The 15,559-nt window shown below is 56.4% G+C and carries 8 protein-coding genes and 1 pseudogene; 1 reads left to right on the forward strand and 8 read right to left on the reverse strand.

Annotation, left to right across the window (positions count from 1 at the left end; translation table 11 throughout):
* Positions 1 to 241 precede the first annotated feature (241 nt).
* The 3 genes and pseudogenes from J2X14_RS20260 to J2X14_RS21040 all read right to left on the reverse strand — a co-directional run.
* Entirely contained in the window at positions 242 to 472 is a 231-nt protein-coding gene (locus J2X14_RS20260; RefSeq protein WP_352412944.1) for a hypothetical protein, read from the reverse strand.
* Positions 473 to 961: 489 nt separating this feature from the next.
* A complete protein-coding gene (locus J2X14_RS20265; RefSeq protein WP_352412945.1) occupies positions 962 to 1,195 on the reverse strand; it encodes a hypothetical protein in 234 nt (77 codons plus the stop codon).
* Positions 1,192 to 3,011: pseudogene (locus tag J2X14_RS21040) on the reverse strand (VENN motif pre-toxin domain-containing protein); the annotation flags it as partial. The gene J2X14_RS20265 and the pseudogene J2X14_RS21040, both read right to left, overlap by 4 nt.
* 5 nt (positions 3,012 to 3,016) lie before the next feature.
* On the opposite strand from J2X14_RS21040, the gene J2X14_RS20280 reads away from it, so the two are divergent.
* Complete coding sequence (locus J2X14_RS20280) at positions 3,017 to 3,172, forward strand: SymE family type I addiction module toxin (protein ID WP_352412948.1); 156 nt, start codon at positions 3,017 to 3,019, stop codon at positions 3,170 to 3,172.
* A gap of 48 nt (positions 3,173 to 3,220) precedes the next feature.
* Here J2X14_RS20280 and J2X14_RS20285 read toward each other — a convergent pair whose 3' ends face one another.
* From J2X14_RS20285 to J2X14_RS20305, 5 genes are all read right to left on the reverse strand, one after another.
* A complete protein-coding gene (locus tag J2X14_RS20285; RefSeq protein ID WP_352412949.1) occupies positions 3,221 to 3,487 on the reverse strand; it encodes a hypothetical protein in 267 nt (88 codons plus the stop codon).
* Entirely contained in the window at positions 3,484 to 4,311 is an 828-nt protein-coding gene (locus tag J2X14_RS20290; RefSeq protein ID WP_352412950.1) for a VENN motif pre-toxin domain-containing protein, read from the reverse strand. Before J2X14_RS20290 ends, J2X14_RS20285 begins: the two co-directional genes overlap by 4 nt.
* 23 nt (positions 4,312 to 4,334) lie before the next feature.
* Positions 4,335 to 12,974 carry a two-partner secretion domain-containing protein gene (locus J2X14_RS20295; RefSeq protein ID WP_352412951.1) on the reverse strand — a complete coding sequence of 2,880 codons (8,640 nt, stop codon included), beginning with the start codon at positions 12,972 to 12,974 and terminating at the stop codon, positions 4,335 to 4,337.
* A gap of 61 nt (positions 12,975 to 13,035) precedes the next feature.
* Positions 13,036 to 13,551 carry a toxin-activating lysine-acyltransferase gene (locus J2X14_RS20300; protein ID WP_352412952.1) on the reverse strand — a complete coding sequence of 172 codons (516 nt, stop codon included), beginning with the start codon at positions 13,549 to 13,551 and terminating at the stop codon, positions 13,036 to 13,038.
* A gap of 2 nt (positions 13,552 to 13,553) precedes the next feature.
* Complete coding sequence (locus tag J2X14_RS20305; protein ID WP_352412953.1) at positions 13,554 to 15,233, reverse strand: ShlB/FhaC/HecB family hemolysin secretion/activation protein; 1,680 nt, start codon at positions 15,231 to 15,233, stop codon at positions 13,554 to 13,556.
* Positions 15,234 to 15,559: the final 326 nt, after the last annotated feature.

Raw genomic sequence — 15,559 nt, forward strand, 5'->3', positions numbered from 1 at the left:
CCCGCACCTATCAGGCTGGTTGCTGCGGTCGCTCCCGGCAAAAACGGCCAGGCTATTGCGCTCCCAACCGCCGCCATTGCCGTCTTACAGGATACTGGAATTCCTCCACTACAGGCTTCCCTGATTACTTCCTGTGTTCCTGATTCATAATTTGCCGTGGTGCCGGGTTTTTGCTTGTTCGCTGCTGCCAGTACATGGGCTAACGAGTTATTCTCAATAACAAATTTACCCTTATCTTTACTTAAAATCCTTTTATGCCAAGGAAGTGAAACAAAACTATACCAAAACCCAGTATTCCTCCTCCTGCCCCTCCCATCCTTAGGCCTCTTAAAACTTCTGACCATCTAAAATCGACTTCCCCATATGCAAAATATTTAATGATAAGCAATATAAAATAAGAAAACTCAGCAATTGCAATCCCTGAAAACATGGAAGTAGCCATGATGAAGAGGCTGGAAATAAATAGTTTCATTCACGCTCTCCTTTCTTAAATTTATCATTAATGCCTTTTTGTAGTTCAGTCTTAGTCATTTCTGATGTAATGGAAGCTCCCATATTACCTACTGCCCCAGGTATCTTACTGGGCAACATTTCTTTCGAAATCCCGAACTAACCTTTCACCTCACTGTATTTCAACCAGTTAGCATCAAATTTAGGATCCCAGCCACCAGTTAACCACTTACCCGCCAAATTGGTTGCCGGCTTCACAATATATTTATCAGCACCATATCTAGCCCAGGCGCCTGCCCCCATTGTATTACACTCTCTACCGCAGCCATCGCCGTTTCACAGGACACTGGCGTTCCTCCACTACAGGCTTCTTTTATTGCTGCCTGTGTTCCTGATTCGTAATTCTCTATTGTGCCAGATTGCTGCTTATTCGCTGCTGCAAAACACTTCCCAGCGCATTATTCTCAACCAGTATATGGTACAAAAACACTTGTGATGTATCCTTTTCGGATTAAAAACCTTTAACTTTGAATAAATGAAGCATACCAACCCCTAAGCCTAAAATACCACCACCACCAACACTCATTTTTAACAATCTCTTAAATTGATAAACTTCAAAATATAACGGCACACCGGCGTAAATATAGAAAAAAACCTCCATAGAAATATAAAATATCACACCAATAGTAAACATCCCTAATATGCAGAGTATTATTATGGTAATTAAGAATAGAAGGCTCTTCATTCCCCTCCCTCCATCCCATTATTTTTTTCCTGGATTAAAATACTTCCAAACTCAGATGTTAAGCTGCCGCTGGCATTACCTATTGCGCCAGGGATCCGACTCGGCAACATTTCTTTCGAAATACCGAACTGACCTTTCACCTCACTGTATTTCAACAAGTTAGCATCAAACTTCGGATTCCAGCCACCGGTTAACCACTTACCCGCCGTATTTGCTGCCGGTTTCACAATATAGTTACCAACACCATATCCAGCCCAAGCACCTGCCCCCGTTGTTATAGCTCCGGTCAGTGGATCATCACCATTTATAGTATTAGTCAAAGCACCCCCCGCACTGTTCCAGGCTACAGTCCCCTTCCAGCCCTGCCCTATAGTCGCCACATTTACCCAGCCTGCTATTACTGAGTTAACCGGATTCACTTCCCCGTTATCTAAATACTGCACTCCCGCATTTGCACCCGCGCCCAGCGCCCACATCGCAGCCTGTTCCGCCGTTAAGGCACCAACCCCTACTGTACTGGCTACTCCTGCTGAGACAATCGCATTTCCCTTCGCTATATCGCCAGCCATTTTCGCTTTATCAGCTGCTGTTGCGTCAGGTGTTTTCCCTAACCAGAACCCCAGACCTGAGCCAGCCATAGCGCCCAGCGCATTATTCTCAGCCGCATTTTTCCCGGCCTGCGCGCCGGTGGTGGCGGATGCCGTGCTGTTACCGGCGAGGCCACCTGCCAGCCCCGCTGCCAGCGTGCTCATCAGGCTCAGCTCCTGGCGCTGGTCCTCGCTCAGCGCATCAATTTTCGCCTGCGTGTCCGCGCCAAAGCGTTGCTCAGCGATATAGCGTGCCGCCAGCTCGCCGCTACGTTCACGTTGCCTTTCGCGTCAGTGGTCTGCTGTTTGATGACCTGCGCCACCCACGGATTCAGCGCGCCCGCCGCCGCCTGCATCGCGTTGCCGCCCGCCAGCCCGCTGAGGATGCCGCTCACCGACTGCGTCACCATCTGCCACTTACCGCCAGTACCGAAATCGCGCTGCGCGGTTTTATAGGCGTCGCTATCACGCAGCTCGTTCGCCGTGCCCTTAACGCCAGCTTTCTTCGCCGCTTCCAGGCCGTTGATATCGCCCTGCGTCTGTACGATGGTGCTCATCTGACCGGCGATTTCGCCCGCCATCTGCGCCATCTGCAGCCGCTTCTGCTCCTTCTCTTTGTCGAATATCGGACTGATGCTGCCGTTGGCGTGTTCCGTGTCGCGGCTCAGGTCATTCAGGTTTTGTTGCTGTTGCTGCTGATTACGGATGGTAATGGTGCCGTCAGCCACCGCCGCCTGCGTCGTGCCTTCCGCATGGCCTTTACCGCCCAGCCCCGCCAGCAGCGTGCCGGTGGCGTTAGAAAGTGCATTCGACAGCAGCTGACCGCCCAGCGGACCGGCGCTGGAGAGCCCGGCGCTGATGCCGCTGTGGCTGACCTTATAATCCGCCGCGTTGCCGATATCGCTGAAGCCCAGCGTGCCGGTGTCGAGATGGTTTTTACCGGCCTCCGCCGTGGAGGCGATTACCGCGCCGTCCAGCTGCGTGTGGTTGCCGGTGGTGATGTCAAAACCGCCCTCACCGGCGAAAATGCCGCTCTGCTCCTGCACGCTGCTGTAGCGGCTGCGCATTTTGTCCTGGCTGAGGCTGAGGTAGCCCGATACCGGCATGGTGCTGAAGCCATAGCTACCGCCCGCCCCGAAGCTGGTCTGCTTCGAGTCGTAGCGATCGCTGTCCTGCTGGCTGCGGATAAGCAGGTCGCGCCCAATATCCGCCGTGACTTTGTTGCCGCTATACCGTGGGCTATATCCGGGATCAGCGGAAGTTTAAGCCGTCGCCCTCAATTACCCTTAAAGGCCGCTGGATAACGGCACTGGGGTTTGAGACCGGACAGAAGATCGAAGTGATCACCGGACCGGGGCAGCTGATCATCCGGCTGGCCGGGGAGAAGTAGCTGACGGGGTTTAAAGTAAAAATCCCGCCGGTAAAGGGCGGGATTTCACTATTTAATTTTACTCAAAATATTTTGAACTATCGGCATTACTGAGCTTTGTAATTGTCCTTCATCAACTGTATAAATCAACAGTTCAATTTCATTTTCTGCATTAAATAATAGTTCTCTCAACCATTTCTCATCAATAGCAACTATTTGATTTTCTGCACCATAAATTTTACTTTGTATCTCTTGTGCTGTAATTTTTCCATTAATAAAATCATTACAAGCTTCAATGAGATCAGCTATAACCTCTGGGTAAATCCAATTAATCATTGCCCACTTCTCCGTAGGACTGTCACGATTACGTTACCATTATTTTCAGTAACCACTCCTACATCACCACTCCAATAGGTAGTTCGGGTAACGCCATTAACAACGCTATTTTGTGGTGAGCCATTCTTTATTACATGTTCAACCATATTAGGCGTTATGTTTCTGCCCGGCCCTGAAGTTCCAGCCGGAGAACCTAAGCCTGAAGGTTGCATCCTATCAACTGCATGTTGTGAATATAAACGATCTCCAATCTGTGCATACTGGCGGCCATCTATAGTCTTCTTAGGATAATTTTGCCACGACTCCCATGATAATTTCTCTGAGTTACTGGCCTGAGACTCCTGATTCCGCCCATTCTCCTCGTCCTGCGGTTCCCAGCCGCCCGGCGTTCCCGATCCTGAACCGCCCAGCTCAGCTTTTTCCGCATCGGTAAGATCTTTCGCCACGTTCGGGTCGCGGGATTTTGCGGCTTCATCGCGCGCTTCCACGATGGACGGTCCGTCGGTAATCGGCGGCGTCTCCTCAACGCTGCCGTCCGGTTTCGTCATCACGCAGACCGATGCGCCGTTGCAGCCGTTGCCCGGATTCACCTCACCATTACCGCCAGCAGGCGGCGCAACGGGCGCAACCGGCGCGGCAGGGAGCAGGAAGTTATTCTCAGCCGCATTCTTCCCAATCTGCGCTCCGGCCAGCACGTCCGCCGTGCTGTTACCCGCAAGGCCGCCCGCAAGACCTGCCGCCAGTGTACCCAGCGCGCTGAGGGTCTGCTTCTCGGTTTCCGTCAGCTCGCTGACTTTCTTACCCGGATACAGCTTTTCCATCATCAGCTGCGCCATCACTTCACCGCTCACCGCACCGGCTGCCCGAGGTTACCGCCCGCCAGCCCCTGTATCGCCGCCGTCGCCGCCTGAATGGCCTGCTGTACGGCACCGCCGGTGCCTGACTTACTTTCGCTGAGCGCCTGGTTGTAGAAGTGATTGTAAACCTGACTGGTGACGTCATCATCACTGTACCGCTTCGTCGGGTCCTGCTTTTTCAGCTCCGCCAGCGCCCTGTCACGGTCAGCCTGCGTGGCGCTCGCCATCTTTTCATTTGCGGCCTTCGTTGCGATTATTTTCCCCTGCGTCCGGGCGATATCTGCGACCTGGCTGCCAATCTCGCTTATCAGCTGCGCTTCCCGCAGCCGCTGCTGCTCACGCTCTTTATCAAATATCTGTGCCAGCCCCGGATTCGCGTTCTCCGTATCCCGGCTCAGGCCTGCCGTGTCCTGCTGCTGATTCGCGTTGTCGCGGATGACAATGCGGCCTTCGCTCACCGCCGCCTGTGTGGTCGAGCTGGCGCTGCCGCTGCCGTTCAGGCCACTCAGCAAAGCATTTGCCATATTCCCCACAAACTGGCTGCCCACGCTGCCGCCGGTGCTCACACCCACGCTCTGGTGTTCAACCTTATATTCCGCTTCGTTACGGATATTACGCCAACCCAGCGTGCCCGTCTCCAGACGGTTATTCTCCGCTGCCGCCGTTGAGGCAATTACCGCGCCGTCCAGCTGCGTGCGCGCTCCAACGGTGACGTCAAAGCCACCCTCACCGGCAAAAATACCCGTCTGCTCCTGCACCGACGCATAATCTGAGTGCATTTTGTCCCTGCTCAGGCTGAGGCTGCCTGAGCCGCCGCCCATGCTGATACTCCCTCCCGCGCTGGCGCTCTGCTGTCTGCTGTCGTATTTATCGGTGTCCTGCTCGCTGGCAAGCAGAAGGTTGCGCCCCACGTCGGCGGTGACACTCTTCCCGCTCACCTGGGCACCCGTCAGCGTGGTGTCGCGACCACTGACGATGCTGAGATGGTTGCCTGCATCAACTGTCGTCTCCGTATGCGTGGTGCCGTTGCCGTTCTCCTTGCCTCTGGCATTGTTCACGCTGGCGTTAAGCGATATCCCGTTCGCGCCGCCGCCAGCGTTCACCCCCACCCCCAACGCCCCCCCGTGGCTCTCATTCTTCCCGGTCAGCGAGGAGATGTTCTCCGCGGAGGTCATGATGATGTCCCGGCTGGCGCTCAGTACAGCATCGTTACCCACCTTCAGCTGGCTCCCCTGCACGCGAATATCCCCTGCCGAGGTACTCACGCTCAGGTTATTCCCCGCCGTCAGCGTGCTTCCCTGTGAGATACTCTGCCTCTGCGTCTGCTCCGATTTTGACGACTGACTGCCGTAGGAGAGGTTCACCCCCACCATACTGCCCGGTGAGCCCCCTTGCGCCTGGTTCAGCATCACCGTCTGACCCGCCTGCACGCCGCTCAGCGCGGCCTGCACTCCCTTCAGCGCCAGAATCCGTCCGTTACCCTCATCCTTTATTGATTTCGCCTGCGTCACCGCCGTGTTCAGCGCACTTCCCGCCGTGCCCGACAGCGCCAGCGTCAGACCGTTCGTTCTCTGCTCCACTGTATGCGTCTGCGTACTGTTATTTTCCGCCACCACAATCGACACATCTTTACCCGCCAGCGCCATGTCTTTTCCGGCTACCAGGTCTGAACCCATTACCGTCAGTGAATTACCTGCACTCAGCGAGACGTTACCATTCACCGAACCAACAGTGCTGCCCCGATGCGTCACCTCCTGTGCGCTGTCCGTCACCTTCAGCTGCTGCGTCCCATAGGTCACTCCAATACCGCCGGTGCCCGACAGACCCGCTTTTTTCTCCTGACGCTGATGGCTTTCCCTGCCATGTTCTTCGGCGGTGGTGATGGTCAGGTTATTGTCGGCCGTCAGGCGCACCTCGTTATTACCCACCACGCTACTGCCCTGCACCAGCAGATTATTGCCCGCCTGCATCGTCACGCTGTCGCCACTGAACTGCGAGCCCCGTGCCGTTTCGCTGGTGGACGTATCGTGAGTGGTAATGGTCGTTTTAGAGAACGCGCCATTGCTGCCGGTGGATTTATGGTGCGATTCAAAATTTTTGCTGTCCGTTACGGCGCTGATGGTGATATTACGCCCCGCGCCTGCGCCAAGGCTGTCGCCTGCGGAGACGCTGGCGACCTGCGCCTTGATATCCTGCCCGGCGAGCAGCAGCACGGCGCCCGCCCCGGTAACCTCGCTGCCAGCGTGCTGCGTAACGGACTGCTTCAGCCAGTTATCTTTATCCCATGTAAGATTATCGCTGGCCGAGGTCATCACTGCGTTAAGGTTCAGGTCGCGCCCGGCATTGAGTACCGTCTGGCTCAGGGCACCGCTGTTAATCACCTGCCCGCCTGCCAGAGTGATATCCTGCCCGGCGCTGAGCGACAGTTTGCCGTCTTCGCCCTGCACGTAAATCCCGGCGATACGGTTAAGAGTGGTGCGTTCAAAACTGTCCTGCCCGGCGCTGTGGGTGGTGGAAACAATATTGATATCGCGCCCGGCGTTGGCCAGCACCGAATGACTTCCCGCAATCGCACCCGCGACATTGTTGATATCTGTGCGCGCCAGCAGGCTTATATCCGCTCCCTGGATAGCTCCCGCCTGATTGGTGATATTCTCCGCGCTGAGCTGCACCACCTCGCGCCCGCTTATCGTACCGCTGTTCAGCAGATCGCCGTTCAGGTTCATTACCAGGTTCTGCCCGCCCAGCAGCGCGCCCGAACCGTCGATATCCCCTTTCTTCACGCGCGCATATACCTGCGGCACAAGCACCGTCTGCCGCGTTCCGTCTGCCAGTTCCACCTCGGTATTCACCAGCCACAACATATCTTCCGTCAGCAGGCTCATCTGCGCTGCGGTCAGCGCCACGCCAGGGATCAGGTTATATTGCTTACCGAAAGCAATCCCCGCATTCATCAGCCCTTTAAACTGCGCTTCGTCGTCGCGATAGTCAGCCAGATAGCGCCCACCGGTCAGGGCGATAACCTGCTCCCGCACCAGTCGCTGCTCATAATAGCCGTCGCCAAGGTGCTTATGCAGGTTGTCGCCATCATGCAAGAAAGCGTTCTGCATATAATCACTGCCGAGCCACTTCTTATTGTTGGTGAAACGCGGATCGGTCTCGATTAGATAGCCCGCCTCCGGCTCCGGATGCGTCTTGAACAGGCTGGTATCCGGCAGGCGTGTGTTCGGCCCGCTGACGCGCACTACCGTCGCCTGCTCGCCTTTACCCGGCACCTCATACTGCTGACCTGGTTTTAACACCACCGGACGGTTCACCTCGGCCATCTCTCCGAGGGACGGGCTATCCACATGCGCAATATTTTGCAAGCCGGGATGGATATCGCTACCCACCACCGTTGCCGATACGCTGCCGGTGTCCTCAATAGCGACATGGGTTCCCTGCTGCTGCGCTGCTGCTATCTGCAGACCGCTGCCCTCCGGCTGACTACCGCCCTCCAGCCTTCCCGGCTTCAGGGTAATAGACTGGATCACCGTAGGCGGAACATACTCAGCGCTGCTTTTTCTCTGGCTGTCTTTTCCCTTACGCGATTTACGGGAATAGTGAATGACGGTACCTTTATCGCTTATCCAGCGGCTACCTTCCGGCATCACGTTATCCACGCTATTCGCCGCTATCCCCAGCGTGCCGCCCGCCACAATCTGGCTTTTATCATTCAGCACCCGATCCGCGCTGACAGCCAGGCTTGCGCCAGCAAAAATTTTCCCGGGATCGCTCTCCCTGATAACGTCTTCTTTCGTGATACGGGTGTAGTCGTACTGATAGAAATTGTCGTTGTTATGTCCGGTCTTATCCGGCGTGTTGAGGTTCAGCAGGCGATCGGACGAGTTGCGGTCAACAAACACACCCGCTTCGTCCGCCGACCACCGAGTTGGGGAGCCCCGGTGCTGATATTCGGTTATCTGCTCGGTGGAAATCTGCACCACTTCAGTGGCGAAGCGGTCGTTGATATTGTTAAGCTGCCTCGCCGCCAGCGCCATACTTCCGGCAGATTCTATCGTTGAACTGTGGTTATTCAGCTGGTCCGCCTGCCCGGTAGCCACCCCATTCTCATTAAGTCTGCTACCCAGCGCCAGTTCGCCATCGCTATAAATCAGCGCATGATCGAGGTTGTTAATCGTTCCAGCACCGATATCTACACGCTTGCGTCCGGCAATCGTCGCAGCGACGCCGTTTGCCGCACGGTTATTCAGCGTGCTGGCCTGAATAGCCAAATAATCGCCGTAAATACGGCCGGTGCCGCTATTGGTCAGCGTATCGGCCAGCAGCCGCGTCCCGCTGCCGTTAATCAGGCCCTGATTGTTTAACGCGTTCGCTACCGTCAGCCAGGTATAACCGGCGACGATTTCGCCGCTAGCGGCGTTAAGCAGTTTGCCTGAGGTAAGATCAAGCTTCGCCCCCGCCAGCAGTCGGCCATGGTTGGTGATGCTTCCCGGCGTGGTCAGCGTGAAGTTGCCGTTGGCAATCATGTCGCCGCTGTTATTGATCGCTTCACGGCTGCTCAGCATCATATCGCCAAGTGACAACAGCTGACCGTCTCCGCTCAGGCGGTCAACCTGCGCGGTTACCTGTTGGCCCGCCTTCACGATCCCGGCGGTGTTCACCAGATTCAAAGATGCGCCGCTAAGCGCCAGCGCGCCGCCCGCCGCCAGGTCACCGCTGCGGTTATCAAGTTTTGCGTGATTGATAATGGAAAGACTCTGCCCGGCCAGCACGCTGCCTGCGGCGTTATCCAGCTCACGGCTGTTGATAACGATATCCCGCCCTTCAATGCCCTTTTCGCTCTTCAGGGTGTCGCGGTTAATCAGCGATGCGGCATTCAGCGTCGCCGTGGCTCCGCTGCGCAGCAGCCCTGACATATTATCAATCACGCCCTGTGCCGCGCTGACCAGCAGGTTGCCAACGGTTTGTATCTGCCCGCCGTTGTTCAGCAACCTTTCCAGGGTGACATCGGCATGACCTTCACCCACCACGCGGCCGCCATTGCGGTTATCCAGCCAGGCGGCCTGTAAGTTGATGTCGCTTTTTGCGCCCAGCGTACCGCTCTGGTTGTTCAGCCCGCTCATAACCATCTGCATGGCGGCCAGGCTATTAACTGTGCCTTCCCGGTTATCCAGCTGGTGTCCAGCGCTATCCAGCACTACGCCATTGCCCTGGATCAGCCCGTGCTGGTTATCCGTATCGCTCTGCACACTTAGCTTCAGGGCGCCCAGCGTCGCCAGGGTACCGGCAATATTACTGAACGAGGCTGTATCCAGCGTAGCCTGCTTTCCGGCAAGCAGCATGCCGCCGTTATTATTCAGCGCTGAGGCGTTAATCTGCATCTCATTCTGGCTGGTGATACCACCGGTTTCGCCGCTCTCCCGATTACTGATCTGTCCGGCGTTCAAGATCAGCGCGCTGCCGCTCTGCAGCAGGCCGCTGTCGTTATTCAGCGATACTGAGCGTAAGGTGAAGTTGCCCAGCGCCACCAGCTGCCCATGACGGTTATCGATCTGCCCAATGTTCAGCTGTGCCTCGCCGCCGGTCACCATCATGCCCCGAGCATTTTGCAACTGCCCGGCGATAGCGTTCAGGCTGCCACCGGCGCTCACCTGGCCCGCGTTATTATCAAGCTCGCCGTCGAGCGTTAGCGCCATCTTCTGCCCGGCGCTCAACGTGCCGTCACGGTTATTCAGGGCGTGCGCGCTCAGCTGCATGCCAGACTGGGAGGCCAGTATGCCCTTGCGGTTATCCACCGCCGTTGCCTGAACGTCGGCTGCCCTGGCAGCGCCTAGCATCCCGTTCTGGTTGCTTATCGCGCCAGCGGTCACGTTTAGCCTACCGAAGCTGATAATTCCGCCGCCATCCTGCGTGTTGCGGTTACTCAGAGCATTCTGCTGCGCGTCCAGGCGCATACTGCCGCCAGACTGTATTAGTCCACGGTCATTATTCACTGCGCCGCTGGCCAAAACCGTCATCTGCTGCCGGGCAGCCAGCAGCCCATCCTGGTTATTCAATTGCTCAATCGTCAGTATGGCATCGCCGTCTGCCACGATGTGGCCCTGCACGTTATCAAGATTTCCGCCGTTTATCGCCAGCGAACCTGCAGCCTGAATGCCGCCGCTCTCGCCGGTTTGGCTGTTGTTGAGTCTGTAACCATGCGTATCAATCCGCATCGCCGCGCCGGACTGCATTAGCCCGTTAGTGTTATGCAGTTCGCCGCTGCTGACGGTAAGCGCATTCTGCGCCGCCATCACGCCATCGCGATTATTCAGAGCCTTCTCGCCCAACAGCAGTGAGATCGTGTTCCCGATGAGTTTGCCCTGGCGGGTATCCAGGCCAGCCGCCGTTATTTGCAACGCCTGCGCGGCGGCAATCTGCCCGGCAACATTGCTCATCTGTTGGCTGCTGGACAGCCGCGCCGCGCCCTGCTGCGTACTGATCTGACCGCCGTCATTGTTAAGCCGATTCGTGTTGACCGTGAGGTTATTGGCCGCCGCCAGCATGCCGTCATGATTGTCGACCTGCCCGGATGCGGTTACCGTCAGGCTACCATTTTCAGCCGCCAGAATCCGGCCGCTGCGGTTGCCAAAGTGCATAGTATTCAACGATATCGCACCGTTAGCCGCTATCAGCCCGCGCTGGTTATCGGTCTTCTCTCGCACGATCAGCGTCATCGCGCCCTGCCCATTCTGTATCAGTTGTCCGGCGCGATTTGACAGGTTTCCGGCATCAATGCTGATATGGTTTGCCGCAGTGACGGCATCATCCAACACCAGCTTTTTACCGCCCAGCTTCAGCGCACCGGAAGAGAGCATATTGCCGTGATCGCCCTGCAACGTCGCGGCGGCGATCGATAACGTTCCGCTTCCGACGTGCGTGATTTCCCCGTCGCGGTTATCCAGCGAAGCAGACTGAAGCGTGAGATCGACGGCGTTGGTGGCTATCTTTCCATTGCGGTTATTAATGCCATCCCGATGGTTTAGCATTAGCGCCTGCGCGCCGCTCTGAATCAGCTGCCCCTGTTGGTTATCAAACCGCCTGGCGGTAAGCGAAAGTTTATCTGCGGCTATTTTTCCAGTGGCGTTATCCAGCATTCCGGCCGTCGTCGCGGTCAGCGTGTCATCAGCTATTACCAATGCGGAAGCGGTGCTGAGGCGTCCCTGCCGGGCATCCAGGATAATATTGTTCGCCTTCGTCTGGCTGCCCGCTGCATCCAGCCCTTGCCCTGTTGCGCGTAGCGTGCCGCCAGCCAGGCTCAGGCCATTCATCTCAAGTTTGCCGAAGGCGTTCAACGTGAGATCGCCACTGTTGCCCAGACCAGCATCAGGCTGTACGCCCGCCGCCAGCGCACTTTTGGCGCTGCTGGTCAGCGTCGAACCTGACAGCGTAACGTTATTGCGAGCGGCCACAGAGCCGCTGTTCTGCACCGCAGCAGACGCCGTTACCCTGGCGTCAGCCGATGCCCAAATGCTGCCGCTGTTGCTGAAATCTCCGCCACTCTTCGCCGTCAAACTCTCTTGGCTGAGCATCCTGCCGCTGTTGATCACGCCGCTGGCGGAACTCAGCTGCAGAGCACCATAGCTGCTGAGTTCACCGCTGTTCTCGATACGTCCGTCAGCCGTCACCGTTACCAAACCCGCCTCGCTGCCAACATAGCCTGCGTTGCGCACGCCAACGCCCTGTTCCGTGGCGCGCAGGCGAATTTTTCCGGCATACATGCCGCCAACCTGCGCGACGTCGATGGCAAGCTGTGGTTTTAGCGAACCGTTATCGCTCTGCGCCGTGGTTTTATCATGCGCGGCGTCCACCTGGTTACGCCCGGCGGTAACGTTTAGATCATGGGCGTGAATTGCAGCGTTCACCTTTACCGCGCGGGCGATGATATCGGTGTAATCCTGGCGTGAAGCATCCAGCCCTCTGCCCTCGATCACTATTTCACCCCGATCCACCTGATAGCCGATCAGATTGCCATTACGCATCTGCGCCGTGCCGGTGGTCAGAGTGGTACGCCCGGCGTTGATAAAGCCACAGCCATTACAGGTAATACCCGACGGGCTGGCGATCACCACCTGCGCCCTGCGGCCTGCCACCTCGATATAGCCGTTCAGCCGACTTGGATCGCGGGCGTTAACCTCATTGAGAATAATTTTGGCTTCACCCTTTGCCAGCCAAGGATTAGCGGCCACCATGCCGCCCAGCTGGGTGGAAGCATGCGTGCGAGAGTTATTGAGAATCGCGCCTTTTTTATCGATGTCGAACCGGCTGTAGCTATTGCGAGAGACGCCGCCAGCGGACGGCGTCTGGATATTAATTTGTGGCGTACCATTAGCACTAACCACTATTGTGGGTTGCCGTCTTCCCGGCGCAGATTTATCGGCCACAATCGTAGCCTGCGCCGTCTGCACGACGCCGAGCGCCAGCCACAGGCTAAAGCTCAGCACGCCCGGACGGGCGACCAGGCGACGGTGGTTATGACCTGTAGCGGAAGAAGGCGCTCCCCCCGAGCAGGCGCGCGCGATATCCGCTACCACCAGCAGCATGCCACGAACTTTGCTAAACACCACGCGGTACAAGAGCCTGTTCATTGTTGAATTCCTTTTCTTCTGAATCTGCTAAATCAGCCGGGTATTGCAGGATCCGGGACAATCACTGTTGCGATAACGGATACGCCTGTTTCCATTGCCGGATCTCGTCAACGGTAACCCGACGACCATAAAACGTTTTAATCTGTCGGCCTTTGTCTCCGCCCCGATGCCAAAGCAAACGGGCAATATGATGAGGAAATATCTCTTCGCGCAGCAGGCGGAACATCTGCGGGACATGGCCAAACGGTGCGATAAAGTCCCGAAACCACATGCGTTCGCCACAGCACCACGCGGCTTCCGGCAGGGAGAGAACGCCGTGATTCAGATAGCGCCGCTCCATACTTTCATCCATCCACGCCCAGCTCAGAAAACAGACCGGGCGGTCGCCTTCCTGAACCAGTACGTACTGACGGCGCTTTATCACCGGCAGCAGTACCAGCGGCAGCACATGCAGCGGCGCATCCCGATGCATGTCCGAATGCATCCACAGCCAGACGGCGGCGCCCAATATTTCGGCCTCGCCATCTTCTCCGCCCAGCAGCAGCGGCGCATGCACGGTAAATCCCTTATAGCGCATGGTCAGATATCCATATTCAGGTTGAAACCAAAGGTCGCCGGGCTGGTTTTAAACCCGGGTGGACGCGAAAACGGCACGCCGGCAAACAGGTCATAACTTACCCGCCACAGGCTGCCGCGCAATCCTGCCGCGCCGCCAGCCAGATGGTTGCCTACCAGAGATTGCGACCCTTTACCGGCCACTTCGCCATAATCGGCGGCAAGGTAAAATTCGCCTCCCGACAGCGGCAAACGCCAGGATAAATCATTGCGCACCATCCAGCCGCGATCGGCGTTGAGGGTGCGCTCACCGTCAAAGCCGCGCACTGTCCAGCGCCCTCCGATAGAGAATTGCTCCTGCGTGGTTAATGGCGTATTGCTGGTCTGGCGCTGCCAGGCCACGTCATAGCGGAAGTTTTCTCTGACCAGCGTAAAAGGCAGGCTCAGGCGGGCATCGGTGTGCAGAATGCGGCTCAGCGCCGTGCCTTCATTAAACAACTCTTCCTGCGCGGGCTGCGCGCCAAACCAGCGGGTACCACGCTGATAGCTGATGCCTGCATCAAGCGTCGCCGAACCGATATAGTGGCGATGCTGAAGCCCCGCTTTCCATGAGGAGATGTGACGACGCTGAACGGTGACTTCGGTATCGTTGACATAGTTACGGGTGGTACGGGTTTGTACGTCCCAGGTGAGCGTGGTTTTTTGCGCGCTGCTGCGGTGTAATACCCGACTGAGCTGTGCGCTTAGCGTCCTGCTTTTGCCGCCGTAGCGGTAATCCTCCGTCAGGCCCGCTACCGTCTGATGATAGTGATAGTCGCTGCCGGTTAATGAGAGTGACCACCAGCCAACCGGCACAGACCACCAGGCGCTGAGGTTCTGGTTACTTTTTTCCCTTCCGGGCTGTAAATCGTGGGTTAGTGAGAACCAGAACAGATCGCTGAGCGCTAGCGGATTATCAAGCGAGAGCGTCAAACCGCCCTGATAGCGTCCGGTGGCGATAGTACCAGCATCATCCAGCGACATCCCCAGCCGCCAAAACTTACGCTGCTGGCGAGTAATAATAATATCGCTCTCGCCCGGCTGCGCTGCCGGAACTATCTCCATTTCCGCCTGCACGGTCGGCAGGCGTTGCAGGTTTTCCAGCCCCTGCTCGATATCGCGCAGATCAAGTAAATCACCCTCATGGGCAGGAAAAGCGCCATACGGCCAGAACCAGCGGCTGCTGTCCGGCGTCATCACCACATAACGGATTTGGCCCGGCACGATAGTCAGCCGCAGCTGGCCGGTTTTTAAATCCTGCGCGGGAGCCAACACGCGGGTGGTTGTCCAGCCGTGGGAGATAATCTGGTTTTGCAGCGAACTCATCAGCAGGTTAATCCCCTGCGTGCCGAGGCACTTTCCGATCGCCCGATCCGCCAGCTTTTGCAACGGCAGCCAGTGAGGAAGCGCCTGCTGGCCTTGCAGCGTTACCTGATTAATCGTGAAGCAGGGGCTCTCGCTGGGAAAGGTAATCCGCCCGGACATTGCCGCTGGCGGGAATAAGCGCACATCGGGGACGGGCGGAGTCAGCTGCTCTTTTAAGGCCTGCTGGCGCTGCTGCTGCAGGATAAACTGCTCGTCGCCGGGAGCGGCAGAAAAAGCCACGCCGGAAAATAGCGCGAACAGGAAATATATATTCCTGTGAAATAGTAGATTGAATTCCATTTCGACCTAACCTTGCGAGGTAAATGATATACCTCAGCGAATGAACGTTACGCCGCATAGAATAATCTATCGTTTAATTTGATATCCATGAAAATATGCAGGAAAACTTAAAAATGAGAAGACCATCGAAAATAGCAACTGAAATGACAGACATTGCAGCGAAAACTTCAGAAAACGCCGCACATCGTTACCATGCTATATATATTAAAAAACATGATAAAAAATAAAATCATTAATATTGTGCTTTCATTTCTACACCATTAATTATTAACGCAAAGCGTTACCGACAACGATAATAAATAGTCATACCCCGCTAGCGGTTCCGG

The organism is Mixta sp. BE291, assembly GCF_031457955.1.
Lineage (GTDB): Bacteria > Pseudomonadota > Gammaproteobacteria > Enterobacterales > Enterobacteriaceae > Mixta.

Coding starts and splice junctions, on each gene's coding strand:
- J2X14_RS20260 (WP_352412944.1), bottom strand. CDS start 472: ATGAAACTATTTATTTCCAGCCTCTTCATCATGGCTACTTCCATGTTT.
- J2X14_RS20265 (WP_352412945.1), bottom strand. CDS start 1,195: ATGAAGAGCCTTCTATTCTTAATTACCATAATAATACTCTGCATATTA.
- J2X14_RS20285 (WP_352412949.1), bottom strand. CDS start 3,487: ATGATTAATTGGATTTACCCAGAGGTTATAGCTGATCTCATTGAAGCT.
- J2X14_RS20290 (WP_352412950.1), bottom strand. CDS start 4,311: ATGATGGAAAAGCTGTATCCGGGTAAGAAAGTCAGCGAGCTGACGGAA.
- J2X14_RS20295 (WP_352412951.1), bottom strand. CDS start 12,974: ATGAACAGGCTCTTGTACCGCGTGGTGTTTAGCAAAGTTCGTGGCATG.
- J2X14_RS20300 (WP_352412952.1), bottom strand. CDS start 13,551: ATGCGCTATAAGGGATTTACCGTGCATGCGCCGCTGCTGCTGGGCGGA.
- J2X14_RS20305 (WP_352412953.1), bottom strand. CDS start 15,233: ATGGAATTCAATCTACTATTTCACAGGAATATATATTTCCTGTTCGCG.